The organism is Microcystis sp. LE19-41.2A (assembly GCF_027530405.1).
Classification (GTDB): domain Bacteria; phylum Cyanobacteriota; class Cyanobacteriia; order Cyanobacteriales; family Microcystaceae; genus Microcystis; species Microcystis aeruginosa.
The window spans coordinates 1-21588 of the sequence record NZ_JAPZQJ010000646.1 but is presented as its reverse complement, the minus strand read 5'-3'; the positions used below and the strand labels follow the sequence as shown (position 1 = coordinate 21588).

Annotated in this window: 16 protein-coding genes and 2 pseudogenes; 15 read left to right on the top strand and 3 right to left on the bottom strand. The window is 40.0% G+C overall.

The features are described from left to right. Positions 1-46 precede the first annotated feature (46 nt). The 4 genes and pseudogenes from O9290_RS26560 (at position 47) to O9290_RS26540 (ending at position 8264) form a co-directional block, all read left to right on the top strand. Positions 47-823 (top strand): SDR family NAD(P)-dependent oxidoreductase, encoded by a 777-nt coding sequence (locus O9290_RS26560; protein ID WP_002762089.1) that lies wholly within the window; start codon positions 47-49, stop codon positions 821-823. Positions 824-907: 84 nt separating this feature from the next. Then, entirely contained in the window at positions 908-5380 is a 4473-nt protein-coding gene (locus O9290_RS26555; RefSeq protein WP_353852171.1) for a non-ribosomal peptide synthetase family protein, read from the top strand. Positions 5381-5477: 97 nt separating this feature from the next. Next, a pseudogene (locus O9290_RS28655) lies at positions 5478-6086 on the top strand (acyltransferase). 183 nt (positions 6087-6269) lie between these two features. Beyond that, a complete protein-coding gene (locus O9290_RS26540; protein WP_288055342.1) occupies positions 6270-8264 on the top strand; it encodes an ABC transporter ATP-binding protein/permease in 1995 nt (664 codons plus the stop codon). Between the two features lie 114 nt (positions 8265-8378). Here the strand turns inward: O9290_RS26540 and O9290_RS26535 are convergent, their stop codons facing one another. Beyond that, a complete protein-coding gene (locus O9290_RS26535; protein WP_002796351.1) occupies positions 8379-8831 on the bottom strand; it encodes a hypothetical protein in 453 nt (150 codons plus the stop codon). Between the two features lie 53 nt (positions 8832-8884). On the opposite strand from O9290_RS26535, the gene pyrE reads away from it, so the two are divergent. The 6 genes from pyrE (at position 8885) to O9290_RS26505 (ending at position 13185) form a co-directional block, all read left to right on the top strand. Then, a complete protein-coding gene (gene pyrE / locus O9290_RS26530) occupies positions 8885-9574 on the top strand; it encodes an orotate phosphoribosyltransferase (protein WP_002762097.1) in 690 nt (229 codons plus the stop codon). A 598-nt stretch (positions 9575-10172) separates the two neighbouring features. After that, entirely contained in the window at positions 10173-11291 is a 1119-nt protein-coding gene (nuoH, locus tag O9290_RS26525; RefSeq protein WP_002762098.1) for an NADH-quinone oxidoreductase subunit NuoH, read from the top strand. Positions 11292-11333: 42 nt separating this feature from the next. Continuing rightward, positions 11334-11906 carry an NAD(P)H-quinone oxidoreductase subunit I gene (gene ndhI, locus O9290_RS26520; RefSeq protein WP_002733194.1) on the top strand — a complete coding sequence of 191 codons (573 nt, stop codon included), beginning with the start codon at positions 11334-11336 and terminating at the stop codon, positions 11904-11906. A 140-nt stretch (positions 11907-12046) separates the two neighbouring features. After that, the gene (locus O9290_RS26515) at positions 12047-12643 is read left to right on the top strand and encodes an NADH-quinone oxidoreductase subunit J (protein ID WP_002762100.1); all 597 of its coding nucleotides are present in this window, start codon (positions 12047-12049) and stop codon (positions 12641-12643) included. A 25-nt stretch (positions 12644-12668) separates the two neighbouring features. Beyond that, on the top strand, positions 12669-12974 hold the full coding sequence (nuoK, locus tag O9290_RS26510) for an NADH-quinone oxidoreductase subunit NuoK (RefSeq protein ID WP_197533180.1): 306 nt from the start codon (positions 12669-12671) through the stop codon (positions 12972-12974). A gap of 76 nt (positions 12975-13050) precedes the next feature. Beyond that, positions 13051-13185 (top strand): hypothetical protein, encoded by a 135-nt coding sequence (locus tag O9290_RS26505; RefSeq protein WP_288059325.1) that lies wholly within the window; start codon positions 13051-13053, stop codon positions 13183-13185. Between the two features lie 9 nt (positions 13186-13194). On the opposite strand, the gene lptC is transcribed toward O9290_RS26505, so the two are convergent. Both lptC and O9290_RS26495 read right to left on the bottom strand, forming a co-directional pair. Next, entirely contained in the window at positions 13195-14343 is a 1149-nt protein-coding gene (lptC, locus tag O9290_RS26500) for an LPS export ABC transporter periplasmic protein LptC (RefSeq protein WP_002762103.1), read from the bottom strand. A 76-nt stretch (positions 14344-14419) separates the two neighbouring features. Further along, on the bottom strand, positions 14420-15610 hold the full coding sequence (locus tag O9290_RS26495; RefSeq protein ID WP_288059323.1) for an HhoA/HhoB/HtrA family serine endopeptidase: 1191 nt from the start codon (positions 15608-15610) through the stop codon (positions 14420-14422). Positions 15611-15996: 386 nt separating this feature from the next. On the opposite strand from O9290_RS26495, the gene O9290_RS26490 reads away from it, so the two are divergent. From O9290_RS26490 to O9290_RS26470, 5 genes and pseudogenes are all read left to right on the top strand, one after another. After that, positions 15997-16905 (top strand): FkbM family methyltransferase, encoded by a 909-nt coding sequence (locus O9290_RS26490; protein ID WP_002762107.1) that lies wholly within the window; start codon positions 15997-15999, stop codon positions 16903-16905. 102 nt (positions 16906-17007) lie between these two features. Beyond that, positions 17008-18345: a Mur ligase family protein gene (locus O9290_RS26485; RefSeq protein ID WP_288059321.1), complete on the top strand. Its 1338-nt coding sequence runs from the start codon at positions 17008-17010 to the stop codon at positions 18343-18345. A gap of 197 nt (positions 18346-18542) precedes the next feature. After that, on the top strand, positions 18543-19346 hold the full coding sequence (locus O9290_RS26480; RefSeq protein ID WP_288059319.1) for a type 1 glutamine amidotransferase: 804 nt from the start codon (positions 18543-18545) through the stop codon (positions 19344-19346). A gap of 76 nt (positions 19347-19422) precedes the next feature. After that, positions 19423-20343, top strand: a complete 921-nt coding sequence (locus O9290_RS26475; RefSeq protein ID WP_353852172.1) for a hypothetical protein — start codon at positions 19423-19425, stop codon at positions 20341-20343. 511 nt (positions 20344-20854) lie between these two features. Further along, positions 20855-21588, top strand: a pseudogene (locus tag O9290_RS26470) (ISL3 family transposase); the annotation flags it as partial.

Genomic DNA, 21588 nt, shown 5'->3' with positions numbered 1-21588 from the left:
AATTAAACTTTATATAATGGACATTGATTTAAACTGAAGGAAAAAAATGACAAATCATCTCTTTGATTTAACAGGTAAAGTTGCAATTATCACGGGTGCTGCCCGAGGAATTGGTCGGGTATTAGCCCAAGGATTAGCACAAGCTGGAGCTAAGGTGGTAATTGGTGATATTAATCAAGTTGGTGCTGAACAAACGGTTCAACTGATTCAAGAAGCAGGAGGCGAAGCCATCGCAATTGAGACCGATGTTCGTCAACGTCAAGCTTGTCAGAATTTAATTAACCAGGCGGTTGCTCATTATGGTCAACTCGATATTATGGTCTGTAATGCAGGAGTTGAAATTCTCAAAAACACTGATGAATTAGAAGAATTTGAATGGGATCAGGTTATTAATGTTGACTTAAAAGGTTATTTTAATTGCGCTCAACTCGCAACCAAACAAATGATCAAACAAGGAACAGCAGGTTCAATTATTATGAATTCTTCTATCTGTGCTTTCGTTGCTGTTCCCAAATCTTCAGGAGCATATAGCGCCGCAAAAGGTGGTGTCAATCAATTAGTAAAATCCCTAGCGGTAGAATTAGCTAGTCACAAAATTCGAGTCAATGCTTTTGCACCGGGCTATATGAATAATATGATGGAAGGAACAGAAGGTTTACGTTCAACTTCGGATGAAATGGACGAATTATATACTAGAATTCCCATGAAACGAACCGGAGATTTAGAAGAGTTAATTGGCCCTGTCGTGTTTTTAGCGTCTGAAGCTTCCTCTTATGTAACTGGAACAATTTTAATGGTAGATGGAGGTTATACCGCTATTTAGCATCAATAATTAAACAATTTTTAGGTTGATTTGTATCCATGAAACCAACCTAAAATCACTAAATTAAATAAATCCTATTAACTCATGTCAAAAATGAACCATAATTCTCAAGACCAACAAAAATTACTCAAGCTGTTACTACAAAAAAAAGGAATCGGTGTAAAAACGAATACAATACCGACTAGAAATCCGTCTCAATTTGTACCGCTTTCTTTTTCTCAAGAACGACTTTGGTTTTTGTACCAATTAGAAGCTCAAGGCTATACCTATAATATGCCGTTTCGCTTTCAAATTGAAGGCAATTTAGATATTGAAATCTTTAGAAAAGCTTTGGAAACTATTATGCAACGTCATGAATTGTTGCGAACTTGTTTTCAAGAAGTTGACGAAATTCCCCGACAAATTATTAACCCGAAAATTCATTTAAATTTTACCTTGCTGGATTTACAGTCTTTATCTTCTGCGGAACAAACCCAAGAATTAGAGCGATTAACCGAACAAGAAATTTATACTCCCTTTGACTTAACCCAAGCTCCCTTAATGCGGACTTTTTTGGTTAAAATAAAAGCTAATTCTTATCTTTTATTTTTGAGTTTACACCATTCTATTTTTGATGGCTGGTCAATGAAAGTTTTACTCGAAGAACTTTCTAGTTTATATCAAGCTTTTTTACAAAAACAATCTAATCCTTTACCCGATTTGCCTATTCAATATGGTGATTTTGCCGTTTGGCAAAGACAAAAGTTACAAGGAGATAAACTCACCCAGGAAGTTAATTATTGGCAACAAAAATTAACGGGAATTCCACCCTTATTGGAAATTCCCACTGATCATCCTCGTCCTCCCATACAAACGTTTAAAGGCAATAATTGTACATTTAAACTAAGTCCAGAATTAAGCCAACACCTGAAAAATATTAGCCAAACGTCAACCGCTACCTTAAATATGACGCTGTTAACGGCTTTTAATATTTTATTATATCGTTATAGCAGTCAAGAAGATATTGTGATTGGAATTCCCAGTGGAAATCGACAGTTTCCTGAAATTGAACCCTTAATTGGTTGCTTTATTAATACCTTACCCATTCGCACTCAGTTTAAAGAAAATCTCTCGTTTAAAGCTTTATTAAATCAAGTCAAACAAGTAGTTTTAGAAGCTTATGAACACCAAGATTTACCCTTAGAGAAGGTGGTAGAAGCGGTAAATCCTCAACGAAACATAAGTTATAGTCCTTTATTCCAAGTGATGTTTTCTTGGGAAGATATGCTGCACATTAATCATTTTTCGATGGCGGATTTAAAATTAACTCCCGTCACGATGAATGCTTTAATTGCTCAATTTGATTTAACCTTAGCCATGCAAGAAACGACTGAGGGTTTAGTTGGATCGTTTGATTATAATTGCGCGTTGTTTAATCAAAACACAATTGAGCGCATGATTACCCACTTTAAAACTTTATTAGAAGGAATTGCCGTTAATCCTGAACAATCAATTGAATTATTACCAATTTTACCGTTATCAGAACAAAAGTTATTAGCTCAATGGAATCAGACTAATATTGCTGAAAATCCAAAGGTTTGTATTCATGAATTATTTGAACATCAAGTTTTAAAAACGCCGAATGATATTGCCATAGAATGGGGCAAGGAAAAAGTCACCTATCAAGACTTAAATTATCGTGCCAATCAATTAGCTCATTATCTCCAATCTAAGGGGGTTAAAGTTGAATCATTAGTGGGTATTTGTTTAGAACAATCTGTATCTATTATTATCAGTTTTTTGGCAATTCTTAAAATGGGTGCTGCTTATCTTGTTCTAGCTCCCAATTATCCCCAAGAGCGTTTAAACTATATCTTAAATGATGCTCAAGTCTCGGTATTAATCACTCAAAATACCTTGGTTAATTTATTCCGTGATCATCAAGCAGAAGTGGTTTGTCTGGATAATGAAGAAAACTTAATTGTTAGTCAAAGCCAAAACAATTTAGTTAACCCTATTCAGCCAAATAATTTAGCTTATATTATTTATACCTCTGGTTCAACAGGCACTCCTAAAGGGGTTATGATTGAACATCAAAGTTTAGTTAATCATAGCTTAGGAATCATTAAAGCCTATGATTTAACAAGTCGTGACCGAATTTTACAATTTGCTTCTTTTACCTTTGATGTAGCTGCTGAAGAAATTTATCCAACCTTTTTAACGGGTGCAACTTTAGTCATGCGTCCTGCATTAATATTCCCTTCTTTAGCCGATTTTACTCAATTTATTCAGCACAATCGTTTAACGGTAATTAATCTTCCTGCTACTTATTGGCATGAATGGGTATTAGATTTATCTCAAACTTTAATAACTTTACCTGAAACCCTACGCTTAGTGATTACAGGAAGTGAAGAAGTATTACCAGAGCGATTAATATTATGGCAAAAAATACTATCAAATAGTCAACGAGAAGATATCACTTGGCTGAATGCTTATGGTCCGACAGAAGCGACGATAACTACCACGGTTTTTAATCCCAATTTGAGTCATAAAATTGCTCAAATTCATTCTGTTGCTATTGGTAAACCGATTACAAATACACAGGTTTATATTTGTGATCGCTATTGTCAACAAGTCCCCATTGGAATACCGGGAGAACTGTTAATTGGAGGTTTAGGTTTGGCTAAAGGTTATCTCAATCGCGATGATTTAACCCGTGAAAAGTTTATTACTCATGCTTTTAATTCATCAGAATATCAACGTTTCTATAAAACTGGAGATTTAGCTCGTTATTTACCCGATGGAAATATAGAGTTTTTAGGACGCATTGATAATCAAGTCAAAATTCGAGGGTTTCGTATTGAAATTGGCGAAATTGAAGCCGTATTAACTGAATACCCAGATGTCCGAGTGACGGCGGTAATTGTTCGAGAAGATCAAAAAAATAATAAACAATTAGTGGCTTATATTGTGCCAAAATCTCCATCCATTGATCCTGCAAAATTGCGAAGTTTTCTCAAACAGAAATTACCAGATTATATGATTCCAGCTTTCTTTGTACAGCTTCAAGAATTGCCCTTAATGAGTAGTGGGAAAATTGATCGTAACGCTTTACCCGCACCCACCGAAATTCAGGAGCAAAAAACGATGATTACACCCCGAACAGCTACGGAAAAAATTGTTGCTGAGATTTGGCAAGATGTTTTAGGGTTAAAGCAAATTAGTATTTTCGATAATTTCTTTGACTTAGGTGGTCATTCTTTAAAAGCTGCCCAAGTGATTTCTCGACTGCGAGAACAATTAGCTATTAATATTCCTTTAAACTATCTTTTTTCAGAACCGACGGTAGCAGGATTATCCTCTAATTTAGACTTGAATTTATCTGATGAAATTGAGAGCGATCAAATCCCAGATTGGCAAGTCGAAATTACCTTAGATCCCTCCATTCAACCGCCGAATCTTGTGGCTCCCTTTCCTCAAAAACCTGCTGATATTTTGCTAACAGGAGCTACGGGTTTTCTCGGAATTCATTTATTAGCTGAATTATTAGACAAAACAGAAGCTAATATTCATTGTTTAATTCGAGACAAAAGTTTAGAACAAGCTCAAGCGAAAATTTACCAGAAATTAAAAATCTTTCAATTATGGGATGAACAGAAAAGCTCTCGTATTATTCCTGTTATTGGTGATTTATCCCAAAAGCGTTTAGGAATGTGTGAACCAGATTTTCTGGACTTAGGGAATCAAATTGATGTGATTTATCATAATGGAGCTTGGGTTAATGCCATTTATCCCTATTCAATACTGAAACCCACTAATGTTTTAGGAACAGCAGAAATCTTGAGATTAGCGTGCTTAATTAAAACTAAACCTGTTCATTTTGTCTCAACGATTTCTATTTTTTCCCCCAGTTATGCTCAAGGAAACTTAATTCAAGAATCTGATCTTCTAGGTATAAATCATGGACTCAATGCTGGTTATACTCAAAGTAAATGGGTTGCTGAAAAATTAATCATGGAAGCTGGAAAACGGGGACTTCCGATGACAATTTTCAGAGCGTCTCGAATTATTGGACATAGCAAAACCGGAATTTGTAATAGAGAAGATTTGTTTTGTCGTATGATTAAAGGCTGTATTCAATTAGGAATGATTCCTGATTTTGGCGATAGTACAGAAGACCTCACTCCTGTGGATTATGTGAGTGGTGCAATTATACATTTAGCCAGTCAAGAAAGCTCTTTAGGGAAAGCATTTCATTTGTTGAATTCTCACCCAACCTTAAATCGTGACTTATTTGATTGTGTTCGGGAAATGGGTTATCCGTTGCAGTTGGTTTCTTTTGAAAAATGGCGATCACATTTAACAGAACAATGTAAAATTAATACAGATAATGCTTTATCTCCGGTGTTAGATAATTTTTCAGATGAAAATTTATCCGCAGGTTATCCCCCCCAGTTTGATGCTCAAAATACGGTAATGGGGTTAAAGGGTACAGCCTTTAATTTTCCAAAAATTGATGACAGATTGTTAAAAACTTATTTTGAATATTTTACTAAAATTGGGTTTTTAACACAATAAATGATCGATTTCATCACACTCCATAAGCTGAATTGCACAGCTTATCTCATACCCAGATTCAAAATATCCAGAGCATCAATTCTAAGAGGGAAATGTTATGTTTAACTTAAAACATAAATTATGTTTATTAATTTCAAAATTCTTAGAAGAACAAGAACGAATCGAAAAACGTAAACAACTTTCCGAAAATGCCACGGTTCACAGTTCCGTAAAATTTATCGGAAAGTGTGAAAATTATAGGGTAGATAAAAGTTTAATTACTATCGGAGAAAATACCATAATATTAGGTGAATTGTTTTTATTTACCCATGATGGAAAAATAGAAATCGGTAAAAATTGTTATATTGGTGAGAAAACTGGAATTAGATCAGCAAATTCTATCAAAATTGGCAATGAAGTTATAATTGCCGATGATGTCAATATTTATGATACCGATGCTCATTCATTAAATTATGTTTTAAGACAGAAATAATTTGTGGAAGTCGTCATTTTAAATAATCTGATTAAGGATGCTAAATATCTTGATATAAAATCTGCACCAGTGGTGATAGAAGATCATGTTTGGATTGGATTTAATGTTGCGATTCTTAAAAGGGTTACGATTGGGAAAGGAGCAATTATTGGAGCAGGTTCGGTGGTGACACAAGATGTAGAACCTTTTACTGTTGTTGCTGGTAATCCTGCCAAAATTATCAAACGATTATGAATCTGCTCCAATGCCTAAACAATAGGTTAATATTGATTACTGATATGTAAAAAATCTAGAAAATAGTAGTAATAGAATTTGTGATAATAATGCAGATTTTTATGGTATGCTGAATTAGTGTCTAACTCAATAGATAGACATTAAAAGTTCTAATGTCCCCCATTTTAGTGCGAGAAGAATTCTATGAATGTTGCAGAAAAAGCCTCAGATACTATAAATCTCAAAGAAGATACCCGAACTTTCAATCAATCTCTTCAAGAATTTTTAAGATTTATTCAAGTTTATTGGTATCCTAAAGAACACCAGGATAGAGCTTTTTCGCAGATTATTCGTTCCTGGGGAATGCTCGTTTTATTGTTTTTATTATTAGTGGGAGTAGTAGGTCTTAATGCGTTTAATAGTTTTGTTTTTAGAGACTTAATTAGCGTCACAGAAGCTAGGGATGCAGAAAAATTAACTCATTTTGTCATTATTTATGGGATTACTCTAGGCAGTATGACGTTTTTCACAGGATTGTCTAGGTTTCTTAAAAAACTAATTGCGCTGGATTGGTATCAATGGATCAATAGTAGTATCTTGCAAAAATATTTTAAAAATCGTGCTTATTATCAAATTAATTTTAAAGGGGATATTGAAAATCCAGATCAACGTTTATCCCAAGAAATTCAACCCATTGCCAGAACAACGATGGACTTTTTAACAACCTGTGTTGAAAAAGTTATGGAGATGCTGGTTTTTATTGTCATCCTTTGGTCAATTTCTAAAACCATTTCTATTGTGCTTCTGGTTTATACGATTATTGGAAATATTCTTGCCACCTATATTACTCAACAACTAAATAAAGTCAATAAACAACAATTAGAAATCGAAGGAACCTATAAATACGCCATTACTCATGTTCGGACTCACGCTGAATCAATTGCATTTTTTAGAGGGGAAGAAAAAGAGTTAAATATTATTCAAAGAAAGTTCAATCAGGTGATTAAAATCATGATTGAAAGAATTAATTGGGAAAGAACCCAGGAATTTTTTAACCGAGGCTATCAATCCATTGTTCAAATCTTCCCCTTCTTAATTGTTTCCCCATTATATATTAGTGGTGAAATTGAGTTTGGACAAGTTAACCAAGCCAGCTATTGTTGCTATTTCTTTTCCACAGCCTTATCCGTGTTAGTGGATGAATTTGGACGCTCCGGTGAGTTTATTAATTATATTGAACGTTTAGAAGAGTTTTACCAAGCTTTAGAGGGTGTAAGCAAACAAAAAACCCCAGTTAATACCATTAAAGTCATTGAAAATAACAATCTAGCTTTTGAGGATGTCACCTTACAAACTCCCGATGCCGCTAAAGTGATTGTCGAACATTTATCCCTATCCGTTGAACCAGGGAAAGGTTTATTAATTGTTGGGCCAAGTGGTCGAGGAAAAAGTTCTCTTTTACGCGCTATTTCTGGGTTATGGAATACAGGGACAGGTCATTTGGTGCGACCTCCCCTCGACGATTTATTATTTTTACCCCAACGTCCTTATATCATTTTAGGAAACTTGCGTGAACAGCTAATTTATCCTCAAACGACAACGGAGATGAGTGAATCCCAATTAAAAGAAATCTTACAAGAAGTTAACCTGCAAGATGTTCTTAATCGCATCAAAAATTTTGATGAGGAAGTGGATTGGGAAAATATTTTATCCTTAGGAGAACAACAACGTCTAGCCTTTGCGCGACTATTCGTTAATCAGCCAGATTTTGTGATTTTAGATGAAGCCACCAGTGCTTTAGATTTAAAAAATGAAGATCATTTATATAAACAGTTACAACAAACTGGAAAGACCTTTATTAGTGTCGGACATCGAGAAAGTTTGTTTAACTACCATCAAAAGGTTTTGGAACTTTCCGAGGATTCTACTTGGCGCTTAATGAGGATGGAAGACTATCATCCATCAGCAGCGATTGCAACTCATTCTAACAATGCCAAAACCGTTGATGAAACGATAGAAATTGTCTCTGAAATTAACAATCAAGACAATTTTACCCATCAAGAAATGCAAAAACTGACCAACTATAGCTTAAGTACCATCAAAAATAAAGCCAGTCGAGGTCAAATAATTGTTGCCAATGATGGCATGAGCTATCGTTATGACAAAACCCTTGATATTGCCAAATGGGTGAGAGTTTAGCTTCTCAAGGAGCTTCGATCGAACTTAAAAAGGCATCTCGCCGCAGTTCGGGAACCTTCAAAGAAGATTCTCGACCCATTACATTGTTCGCCAATTCCGAGTTGAATTGGCGAATTAAAAGCCGCCAGGACTTAAATAACTGGGATTTTCCTGTAGGGAAGTATCGAAGGGATTGGGTAAATCTTGGGTGCGAATTAAGGGGCCAGACTGTTGCTGTTGCATGACATCATAGTATAAAGTTTCGACCAATTTCGCATCCCGGGTAATCATATTATCGAAATAGGAACCTTGCATAAAAGTACGCCAACCCTCCCGAGAGTTGAACTGTCCTAAAATGCTGGTGTAGTCGTAGAAACGACCCGTATTGTTATTAACAGCGCGGTTAAACAAACCGGGGATATTATTAAATCCCACCGCCGTATCGGGAGAGGGGACAAGTTGCAATTGTTGGGTTTTTACCGGTGCCGGAGTGGTGGCGGGGGAACGTTGGGCGATCGCAATAGGCGAACTCAACCAGACTAAACCGGTTAAACAAAACAGGGAAGGAAGTAAAAATTGAGCGCGCATGGCTAAAAATCTCCTCACAGGGATAGGGTTAATTAAAAAATCGCGTCAATGGGATGAGAAAGAAATCAATACTAGCGATCGAGTCAATATATAATGACTTTTGGCTTAATTGTAACCGAAATTTTGGAGTCAGTCAGGCTCCCAATCCTGAAAATATGGCTAATTCCTCGGTAGCGAATCTCGATACTGCTTCCCTGCGTCAATTTCTCCTCGATGCTCTTGTCCGTCTTGCCTATGGAGAGGGGGATTTCACCCTGTCTTCAGGACAAAAAAGCAGCTACTATATCAACGGCAAACAAGTTACCCTCACTGCTGAGGGAGCTTTAGCCGTGGGGCGTTTATTGCTGTCGCTACTGCCTCCAGATACCCAAGCGGTGGCAGGATTAACCCTAGGGGCGGATCCGATTGTCAGCGCCGTTATTGTGGTATCTGCCTACGAAAATCGTCCGATTCCAGCTTTAATTGTCCGCAAAGAGGCAAAAGGTCACGGAACCATGGCTTATATCGAGGGGCCGATTTTAAACCCGGGTGCCGCGGTGGTTGTCCTCGAAGACGTGGTGACAACGGGCAAAAGTGCCATGGTAGCGGTAGAAAGATTACGCGATGCCGGTTATCAAGTAGATTTAATCATTGCTTTGGTGGATAGAGAGCAAGGAGGGGCGGAATTTTACCAATCTCAGGGAATAAAGTTTCAAGCTTTGTTTTCGATTCGGGATCTACAGGCGGCTTATCATAATAAATAGGGTTTGCGGCAAAAAGTTTTTCCTGGTGGCAGGGTGTGGGGTGTGGGGTGTGGGGTGTGGGGTTTTACCAGTTTTGAGGTGGCCAATTACCTAATTTTCAGGGAAAAAGTCCCGGAATTTTCCCCCTGATCACTCCCATGCCTGGTACTTTTTGATTGACAAAAAGTCTAAAAGTCTTACCCAACAAGGTTTTTAGATTTTTTCAGCCTACCCTAAATAGCGGGGAGTGGCCAGAAACGCTCGATAACTGGGTTTTAACAGTCGGTAAAACTTATCGCACAAGGGACTGGAGAGCTGCTTTAACTGCCTAAACGGTAAGTTATCTAGATTTTTTTCCTGTGAATAATTGGTCACTAGCTGAGGTTGTCGGCGCTAAGAAACAGCTGGGAACATTGATAGATTCAGAGTCTAACTATTGACTAATACCTATTCTCGGCGGGGGAATCAAGATTGCTTGACTCTCTTGGCTGCTAATGAGTTGAAGCCTTTGTCACTTTACTGATAACCCTCAGACCGACTAACTGTATACTAGGCTATAAGATTTGCTTAAAAATCTTCAGACCATGCCGAACTATCGACAGTACAGCGATCGCCAAATATGAATCAAGGCATAGATTTACAAGAAAGTTTCATTAAATCCCTAACAGACCTGGGATTAAGTGGAGGACTGGCTAAAGCGATTTGGATGCCTTTACCCATGTTCCTGATGATTATAGCCGCCACGGTGGGGGTTTTAGTCTGCGTCTGGTTAGAAAGAAAAATTTCCGCCGCCGTCCAACAGCGTATCGGGCCGGAATACGCAGGCCCCTTGGGCGTTTTACAACCGGTCGCCGACGGTCTGAAATTAGTCTTTAAAGAAGATGTCGTCCCCGCTAAGGCTGACCCTTGGTTATTCCTCTTCGGGCCGATTTTGGTGGTGATGCCGGTGTTTGTCTCCTATCTCATCGTCCCCTTCGGTCAAAATCTGGTGATTACTGACCTAAACGTAGGTATCTTTTTATGGATTTCCTTGTCCAGTATTGCCCCCATTGGCTTATTAATGGCGGGTTATGCCTCGAATAATAAGTATTCCTTGCTGGGAGGCCTGCGGGCGGCGGCGCAATCGATTAGTTATGAAATTCCTTTGGCTTTATCGGTATTAGCGATCGCGATGATGTCTAATAGTCTCAGTACCATTGATATTGTCGAACAACAATCCGGTTATGGCATTTTAGGCTGGAATATCTGGCGCCAACCGGTGGGGTTTCTGATTTTCTGGATTGCCGCTTTAGCTGAGTGTGAACGTCTGCCTTTCGATTTACCGGAAGCGGAGGAGGAATTAGTCGCCGGTTATCAAACCGAATACGCGGGGATGAAATTCGCTCTCTTTTATGTGGGTTCCTACGTTAACCTCGTGCTGTCGGCCCTAGTTTTCGCCGTCCTCTATCTTGGCGGTTGGGAATTTCCTATCCCCGTCAATGCTTTGGCCGGCTGGTTGGGAGTGAGTGAAACCAATCCCTGGCTACAAATTATCACCGCTTCCCTAGGGATTACGATGACAGTATTAAAAGCCTATTTTCTCATCTTCATCGCTATTCTCTTGCGTTGGACCGTACCCCGGGTTCGCATTGACCAATTACTCGATTTAGGCTGGAAATTCCTCCTACCAGTATCTTTAGTTAACTTACTACTTACCGCCGCCCTAAAACTAGCTTTTCCCTTTGCTTTTGGCGGTTAATTTCCTTTTTTGCCCTGTTAACCTACTATAACTCTGACCATCATGTTTAACATTCTCAAACAAGTCAGCGATTACGCCAAAGGTAGCATTCAAGCGGCGAAATACATCGGCGAAGGTTTATCCGTTACCTTTGATCATATGCGTCGTCGTCCGATTACCGTCCAGTATCCCTACGAAAAGTTAATTCCCTCGGAACGTTATCGGGGTAGAATTCACTTTGAGTTCGATAAATGTATCGCCTGTGAAGTTTGTGTGCGAGTTTGTCCGATTAATTTACCAGTAGTGGATTGGACTTTTAACAAGGAAATTAAAAAGAAAGAACTCAAACACTACAGTATCGATTTTGGGGTCTGTATTTTCTGCGGCAATTGTGTGGAATACTGTCCGACTAATTGTTTGTCGATGACCGAAGAATACGAACTAGCGACCTATGATCGTCATGAATTAAACTATGATAACGTCGCCCTAGGCCGTTTACCCTACAAAGTCACCCAAGATCCGATGGTGACACCTCTGAGGGAATTAGGTTATCTGCCTAAAGGTGTCATCGAACCCCACGATTTACCCGCCGGTAGTCAACGCGCCGGTAAACGTCCAGAAGAAATTACCGATTAATTAGCAGTTAGGGGGCTCCGAGACAGCTTTTTCTCCCCAATCCCCCCCGCAACGCGCACGCAGTGACCACCCCATCACCCAATCCCTCACTGATAACTAATAATTAATAACTCTCAAGCATAAAAGGAGATGAAACTACTGTGAATTTAGCCGAGGGCGTTCAAATAGTATCTTTTGGCATTTTAGCAGCCCTGGTAATCGGGACAGCTTTAGGCGTGGTACTATTATCTAATATCGTTTATTCCGCCTTTTTATTGGGTGGTGTTTTTATCAGCATTTCCGGTTTATATCTCTTACTAAATGCTGATTTTGTAGCGGCGGCACAAATTCTAATTTATGTGGGCGCAATTAACGTTTTAATTCTCTTTGCCATTATGCTTGTTAACAAGCAAGAGGACTTTTCTGATATTCCTAAACGTTGGATTCGTCGGGCATCTACTGCTTTAGTTTGTGTGGGTTTATTTGTCCTGTTATCGACCATGGTTTTAATCACGCCTTGGTCAATTTCTAGCACTTCTCCCGCAGTAGTGACTAATACTTTAGTAGAAATCGGTAAGCATTTCTTTAGTGATTTCTTGCTACCCTTTGAATTAGCTTCCGTGCTATTATTAATGGCCATGGTCGGAGCAATTATTTTAGCTCGTCGTGACCTTATCCCCACCCTGAAAGCTGAAGAACCTACGGCCACAGCCTTAACATTACCCGAACGACCTAGAGAATTAACCGCCCCTAAATAAGACCAAAGAAAGAGGTATCATGCAGATTCAGTTAGAGTATTATTTGTTATTAGCGGCGGCTTTATTTTGTATCGGAATTTATGGTTTAGTCACCAGTCGCAATGCCGTCCGGGTTTTAATGTCGATCGAATTGATGCTCAATTCCGTTAACATTAACTTAATGGGTTTTTCCAACTATCTTGACCCCGCTAATATCCGAGGCCAAATTTTTACTATTTTCGTGATTACCGTAGCGGCAGCCGAGGCAGCCGTGGGTTTAGCGATTATCCTGACTATCTATCGTAACCGCGACACGATCGATATGGAACAGTTTAACCTGCTCAAATGGTAAGGTTTTAAATAGGGTTTGCTGAATAAATCTAAAAACCTTGTTGGATAAGGTTTTTAAACTTTTTTTCCCTCAAAAAGTGCCGACCATTGGGGTGAACCCCACACCCCACACCCCACACCCCACACCCTGTCCCCACGAAAAACTTTTTCAGCAAACCCTAAATATTTCCCCCCCCTCTCTCCCTTTTTTGGGGAGAGTTTTTTTTGGCTAATTTTCCCTGTTAACGGGGATAAATCTCGGTGACAACTCGATCGGGGGAGCTACTACTAACAACAATGTTATTATCTTCTAAAGTTCCGATCGCTTTATCGCCAGTGAGATTAAATTTTGGTTCCTGTTGTTCATAGATAATATTCCCCTCGGCCTCGACAATTTTTTCCGACATTTTCCAAGTTAAGATCTGACTATACAATTGCGCCCCAGTTTTCTGATTAATTCCCTTAACCCCATCCTTGAGATAAGCGATACGATTGCCTAATTCCACCACCACACGATTACCAGTAATAGTGATTTGATCTTGATATTGAAAAATTTCCGTGGGGCGATCGGAAGTTAGGGTACGATTTTGATAGTTCCAAATTGCCTGAGAACCAGAAATCTGTAAAGGTGGTTCTAAAGAGCGATATTCGAGGTTTTCTTGCAGGATAACCTGATTATTTTTTCTTTCCCAACGACCGCCGATAGCAGTAAGGCGATCGATAATAGTTTTACTAATATAGCGATCAAAAGCGACTTTTTGATCGGTACTAATGACTTGTTGAGGAATTTCCCAGTACAGGCGCTCGGTTTGCAGGACAACACGGGATTCCTTGGCGGTAGCCACCACTTGACCTTGTAATTCTAGTTTTTCTTGGCGCGTGTCGTAGCGTCCTTGGCGCGCCTTAGCTTCTAGTTGTAGATGACTACCTTTGATCCCTTTGGGGGAGATTAAAACACCCTCCTTGGGTAGCCAACGCAATTCCGGCGCGTTAATAATGGCCTTATTGCGGGGATCCACAGCCACAATATTATCTTTGAGGAGAATTTCCTGGCCTTCCTTGTAAACTTCACCGCGGTCAGCACTAACCTGTAAAACCACTTTCCCATCTTGATAGATATTACCTTTGATATTTTCCAGACGGGCGATTTTTTGGTCTTGGGTGTAGGTAGCTTTTTTGACTTGAATTTTCCAGAGGGGTTGTCCGGAGGGGTTAGCCTGTTCTAAGGTGGCATTATTGAGAATTAAGCGGCCAGTTTCCTCAATTTTAGGCGATTCTGTCGGCGAAATTGTCGGCGGATCAGGCGGTTGACAGGCCGTTAATCCCAGCAAACCGATTAGAAGGGCAGCCCCGCGCCCAATTGATAGTTTTAATTGTAACCGCTGCCTCAATTTCGATCGCTCCGCTGCTATTTTCTCTCCTCCCAGTTTAGGGTAAGGGGTCGCCCCTTGACCGGTTGAAAGTAGTTCACTCGCTAGTTTTGCTAGGAAAAACCCCCGGTTGAACGGTGAGAGTTTGTTGTTTACCCCTGCGGTTAATCTCGATTTCCAGATTACCACCGATCGCACTGGTTTCTACACCTTGCTGCACATCCGAAGCGGTTTTAACGGGGTTTCCTGCCACAGTTTCGATGATATCACCCGCTTGCATTCCGGCTTTTTGAGCGGGGGAATTTTCCACCACTCGCAGGACGATTACCCCTTCATTTTGGTCAATATTAAAGTTTAATTCTTTAGTTTCGTTCAATTGCTGCCGTAATTCTGGGTTTAGCGTCACCATGTGGATACCGATGTAGGGATGTTCCGCTTTACCCTTGCTAGATAGCTGTCCCGCCACTTTTTGGGCGGTTTCGATGGGAATAGCAAACCCTAAACCCTGGGCATCGGCCCGAATTGCCGTATTAATACCGATAACTTCCCCCTTGGCGTTTAGCAACGGGCCGCCGGAATTGCCGGGGTTAATAGCGGCATCGGTTTGGATAAAACGAACCCGTTTATCTGGAACCCCCACTTCGCTGCTAGTGCGTCCTAGGGCGCTAATAATGCCCACTGTCACCGTATTATCTAAGCCTAGGGGATTGCCAATAGCGATCGCCCACTCCCCGGGGATTAAAGTTTCGGCCTTGCCAAAAGTCACCGTCGGTAAATTTTTCGCCTCGATTTTCACCAGGGCCACATCGGTCATATTGTCAACCCCCAGGACTTTACCTTGATGAGTTTGACCGTTTTTCAAAGTCACTTTTACTTGGGTTGTCCCTTCCACCACATGGGCATTAGTTAAAAGTAGTCCATCTGTACTGATTATAAACCCAGAACCGGTTCCTCGTTCTAAATGCTCCTTGGGAATCGGCACTTCATTACCAAAAAAGCGCCGAAAAAAGGGCTGTTTAAATTCTTCGGGAATTTGGTCGGCCACTTCCCGGGCCGAGTCAATCCGCACCACCGCCGGCCCGACTTTCTGCACGGCCTGGGCGATAAAATTAACATTGCCGTCGGTTTGGGGAATAACAGGGAGAGAGAGGGAAGCGGGGAGGATTGCCTGCGGTTTATTTACCTCTAGCGGCTCTTTTCTGCTTAAATACTGATTTCCTAGCACACCCACAGTACCACCTAGGGCGAGTAATCCCAGTGAAATCCCCAATCTTGTCAATAAACCCATAAGCTCTAGCCCTAAAATGTCGTGTGCGGTAGAATCGGCGCCAAACTTACCTACAATTATAGGCTGTCTTTTTCAAAGACGAACCCCTGGGGCAGATAAAGGCTTTTTGTATTTGATGGCAGTGGCAATCACTTTGATTAAGCTTTTCTCCTAAAGGTGAAGTGTAACCTATATTTGGCATCGTCTCCGCGCTCTGGTCTGCTTACTCCCCAAAAGGAAAATTTCGTATTCTACTATTAGGATAACCGCTGTAAGAATACTTCCCTGTAATCAAGGGGCTAAAACTTAACTCAGATGCTACATTTTCTGGAAATCTATTGGCTTTAAATATTGACAAAATTCTCGAAGCGTAATATGATGTTTTCAAATATTTCAAGGCTGAGTTTATGAATGATAATTTAAAGCTGGTTAATACACCTGAAGGTAAATTTTATTGTCTCGACCCGAAGACATCTAATTTATTGGAAAATCTGCGAGATTTGGCGAGTGCTTATCCCGGAATCGACGATAAAATGATTCATCCGGGGGATGTTTGCTTTGATATTGGTGCCAATATTGGCACTTTTTCAACTTTGGCAGCCCGTTTATCATCCCCTCAAGGCCGAGTATTTGCCTTTGAGCCTTGTCCAGAAACTCATCAAATTCTCTTGGAAAACCTGCGATTGAATAATGTTTCACATTTAGTACAAGTACAAACTGATGTTATTAGTGATACTCAAAAAAATTTTTCTATAAAAAAAGCCCCTAAAAACATGGGAGCTACCCGCTTTATTGAATCATCAGAGGTCGAGGGAGAACTATTTACTTCCACAACCTTAGATTTTTGGATAGAAAATAATTTGCATCTGAAACAATGTAATTTTATTAAGATAGATGTGGAAGGAATGGAGATTAAAGTTCTTCAGGGAGCCAGGAAGACCTTAAAACAGTATCACCCCATTTTATATATTGAAGTTTGTTTACCCCATTACGAAAAATATGGATTTAAAATCGAGCAATTGCAAGAATTTTTAGCAGAAATTGGCTACCATTTCTTTCGTTATTTCGCTCCTGCGCCTTTTCTCACTAGCGATCTACGTCGCCTTCATTCTCTTAACCAAGGTTCTTATTTTTATAATTTAATTGCCATTCACCCTAGCAGTCCTCGCTATCCTCAAAAATACAATTCTACACAAGAAGCTTTCCTGTTTATGATTCAGGAAAAATCAACAATTACTTATAGTGAATTACGCAGAAAATTTCCGATAATAACTACAATTAAAAAACTTGTTAGGGGAGAAAAAACGCCAGAATGAACTGAGATTTACCTCAACTGCGAGAGGAATTAGGGAACTTACCCCGTTTACCGGTCTTCTTTTAGGGGTAAAATCACGAAACAGCTATGAGAATCTCAGTTAATGCAATTGTTTGATCGCATCCGTTTAGGGATAGCCGTAGCGGTGGCTAAAACCGTTACTGCTGTGGTTAAAGGACTCCGTTTAGGGGCTGCCAGCGTCTTGCCGGGGGAAATTGCCCGTCGTCTCCATCCCCGTTTGTTACCGCTACTTTGTGGGCAAGTCCGACGGGGGGTAATCTTGGTGGTTGGCACGAATGGAAAAACTACCACTTCCCTACTCCTAAGAACTATTCTAGAGCGTCAGGGGGCAAAAGTCACCCATAATACCACTGGGGCAAATTTAATTAATGGTTTAATCACTGCTTTATTAGCCGATGCCAATTTATTCGGCACTTTAAAGGCTGATTATGCCATTTTAGAAGTGGATGAAAATATTCTCCCTTTGGTTTTAAAAGATTGTCGTCCTCGCGCTATTTTAGCTCTCAATTTGTTTCGCGATCAACTCGATCGCTATGGGGAAGTGGATACAATTAGTCGCCGTTGGCAAGGGGCCATATCTCCCCTACCCACCGATACTTTAGTGATTCTCAATGCTGATGATCCGACCCTTTCCCATTTGGGTCAACAACTGCCCCAAAGAGTTGTATATTTTGGCTTAAGTGAGCCGGAATTATATCTAGAAGAAATTCCCCACGCTGTCGATTCTATTTACTGTCCTAAATGTGGCGCTTCTTTGGATTATCGCGGAGTTTATCTCTCCCATTTAGGGGATTTTAGTTGTCCTAGTTGCGGCTTTAAAAAGAGTAGTCCTGCTTTTCATAGTCAGGATTGGCCGCAGATTTTAATCGGTGTTTATAATAAATATAATACTTTAGCGGCGGGTTTAGTAGCCCAGGAATTAGGGATTAAAGATCGAGAAATTTTTGAGACAGTTCAGGGTTTTAAAGCGGCTTTTGGTCGAGCGGAAGAATTAGAAATTGAGGGTAAAAAAGTTAGGATTTTACTGTCTAAAAATCCCGTGGGTATGAATGAAACAATTCGCGCAGTGGCTGATATTTTACAGAAAGAAAAGTCTTCTACTACTCTCTTAGTTCTCAATGATCGCATCCCCGACGGTACGGATGTTTCTTGGATTTGGGATGTGGATACGGAAAAATTAACCCGTTTGGGAACAACTTTAGTAGTAACGGGCGATCGACTTTATGACATGGCTTTACGCTTACAATATAGTCAGGATAGTCTCGCTTATCCCGTTAATTTAATTGTTGAATCCGAGCTAAAAAAAGCGCTCCAAATTGCCCTTAATAACACCAAAAATGAGGAAACTTTACATATTTTACCCACCTATTCTGCTATGTTAGAAGTACGAGAGATTCTCACGGGCCGAAAGATTTTGTAGAAATTAGAAAAGAGTGAAGATTGGTGTTAGGTGTTGGTGTGGTCACTGCGTGCGCGTTGCGGGGGGTTTTAGGGTGTTAGGGTTTTAGGGTTTTAGTTGAAATTCCCCACTTCCCCACTTCCCCACTTCCCCATTCCCCCATTTCCCCATTCCCCCATTTCCCCATTTCCCCATTCCCCCATTTCCCCTAAGAAATTATGCAAGAACTAGAACTAAAAATCGGCTGGTTATATCCGACCTTAATGAGTACCTACGGCGATCGAGGTAATGTTATTACTATTCAAAGAAGATGTCAATGGCGTGATATTCCTGTGACAATTATTCCCCTAGATGCTCAAACAGAAGCCGAGACATTTTATCAAGTAGATATAATTGTTGGGGGTGGAGCGCAGGATCGGCAACAGGAGATCGTTATGCGGGATTTACAGGGGAGAAAAGCGGCGGCGATGAAAGAACAATTATCAGCAGGAATACCGGGAGTTTTTACCTGTGGTTCCCCACAATTATTAGGACATTATTACGAACCAGCTTTCGGTCAAAGAATCGAAGGATTGGGATTATTAGACCTAGTAAGTAAACATCCCGGTCCCAATGCAAAACGCTGTATCGGTAACGTGGTTTTTGAAATTACTGCCTCCCCCTTAGCGGAGGAAATTAAAGCTATGACTGGGGAAAAACCGCTAGTAATTGGTTTTGAAAATCACGGGGGTCGTACCTATTTACAAACCGTTTCTCCCTTAGGAAAGGTGATTACCGGTTACGGAAATAACGGAGAGGACGGTTATGAAGGGGCATTTTACCACAATGCGATCGCTACCTATGCCCACGGTCCCTTACTACCCAAAAATCCCTTTTTAGCCGATTGGTTAATCAAAAAAGCTTTAGAACAAAAGTATCAAAAACCGATTTTTTTAACAAAACTTGATGATTCTCTGGCCTTGAAGGCACGATTTGCCATGTTTGAACGACTAGAACTAACCGGCGTGACCAATAAAGCCTAAACTGGTCATATACACTTATGGCAGGAGATAGTCAAACTAGCCATTAAGAATTTTAATTGTGGCAGCTCATGAAATTATGACTGGAAAAATTATCGATCGTCAAACGGCGGGGTTTCTCGTCCTCATCATCCCCCTAGCGGTGCTAATCATCCTTGTTTTTACCGCTTGGCCATTGATCCTACTTGTCTTCTTCTTAACTCTGGCAGTCAAGGTGTGGCAAGACTATCGCTGGTCAAAATTATCGACGGTGATTAACCCCTATTTCAATCAACTTTTACAGGACAATCAAGGTTGTCTCACCCCGATTGACCTATCGGCAAAAGCCAATCTCACGGCCAAATTAGCCAGACAATTTTTAGACAAAAAAGCTGAGGAATTTGGGGCGCAAAAAAAAGCTGTAGGCGATCAGGGTATGGCCTATTACTTTATCACCGCCAGTACCTTGGGTAGTATTTTTGATGAGAGTGACCCCTCTTTAGAACAAATAGGGGAAAAACAAATTCCTGCGATTACTGCATCGAGATTCCCTCGGACCAATTTAGAGCAATCGCAGGAGACTAAATCCCCCCTGATTGTCGCCGAGAAGAGGGAAAATTCCGTCCCGGAGGTTCCTGTTATTTCCTCCTCCCAACCTCTGACTAATTTAGGTAAATTATTTGAGGAAAAAGAGGAAGAAAATACCGCAGCGATCGCTGTTCAAGAAACGGTAATTCAAGAACCGGAGGAGATAATTAATCCTAGTTTGAACAGTCCTGATAGTTCTTTATCCCAATCAGAATCAGAAGTTAAGGAAGAATCTCTAACCTCTGATTCTGAAACTATCTCATCAATGAGTTTGGCGGATTTGGCTAAACGTTTAGGAGTTACCCCGGCCGTTTTGGGTAGAAACAAGAAAAATAAATCCGAAACAGAATTTGCCGATTGGAGTCGCATCAGAGATCCCGATGGTATTGCTTGGAAATTTGACGCAAAAAACTCCCTATTTGTGGCCAACTGATCGGTAATTTGTTTGGTTTTTTAGACAGGCTCAATGCCTGTCTTTTTTGGCTCTACGTCCTACCCTCGATCCCATAGATGGTTGCTTCAGATTGCTTGAGGATGTTGGAAATCATCACCGACCACAAATCTTGCGGTTGTATCAGTAAGAAACTGTTTGTAAACAAGTATTTAAATCGCCAAAGTCCTTACTTGACAAAGATCCTGAGTTTTTAGTTCATTTGCTCTATAAATCGCCAAAACCTTGACTTGGCGAGCTTTTTACATTAATTTACAAACGGTTTCTAATTTCAGGCATTATACCTGCTTGCCAGGAGCCATTAAAAATGTTGGCTCTTCGGGAATTGTTATGCAAATAATTAACTTAAAATAAAATTCGATGAGAGTGCCTACCCTCAAAAGTAGCTGAAATCCATACAGGGAAGGACTTAAGGCACAAACAGGTTAATACCAAAAGATAGACAATTGAGTTAAGATTTGATATAATAGCCAAAAACGAGATTATTTTACTTATGATACTTGACAAATTTTTGAACCTACAAGGAACCTGTATTCAAGGCTATCGACACCTAGAAAATATCGGTATAGTTTGACCAGTCGAATCGAAAAATCAAAAAGCAACCTGTCCTCGTTGTGGGTTAGAGAGCGATAAACTCCACCAAAATCATCGACATTTAGTCAAAGATTTACCAATCTCAGGACAACCAGTGTACCTACAAGTTAATCGTCGTCAATTTAAGTGCGGTAATTGTCAGAGACCCTTTAGCGAAGAGTTAGATTTTGTCGCCAAGAAACGAACCTATACGAAAAGACTAGCCGAGAATATACTCGAACAATTAAAAGAAGGAGATATTTTAAATGTTAGCCGAAGAAATAACGTAACGGAAGAAGAGATTCAAAGAATGGTAGAGGACATCGCCGAAGAAATTACAGAGCCAGACCTATCGAAATTAAAAAGGCTAGGAATTGATGAAATCGTTCTAGTCAAAGGACAAAAAAATTACTGTGCGGTTTTAGTAAATTTAGATACGGGAAAACTAATAGCTATTCTAGAGAAGCGAACACAAGAGGAGTTGAGGAAAACGCTTACAGGCTGGGGAAAAGAGGTGTTAGAGCAAATTGAAGAAGTGAGCATAGACCTTTGGTTGCCCTATAAAAATTTGGTGAAAGAATTGATGCCATCGGCCGAGGTAGTCGCCGATAGATTCCATGTAATGAAACAAATTAATCAAGAGTTAGACGAACA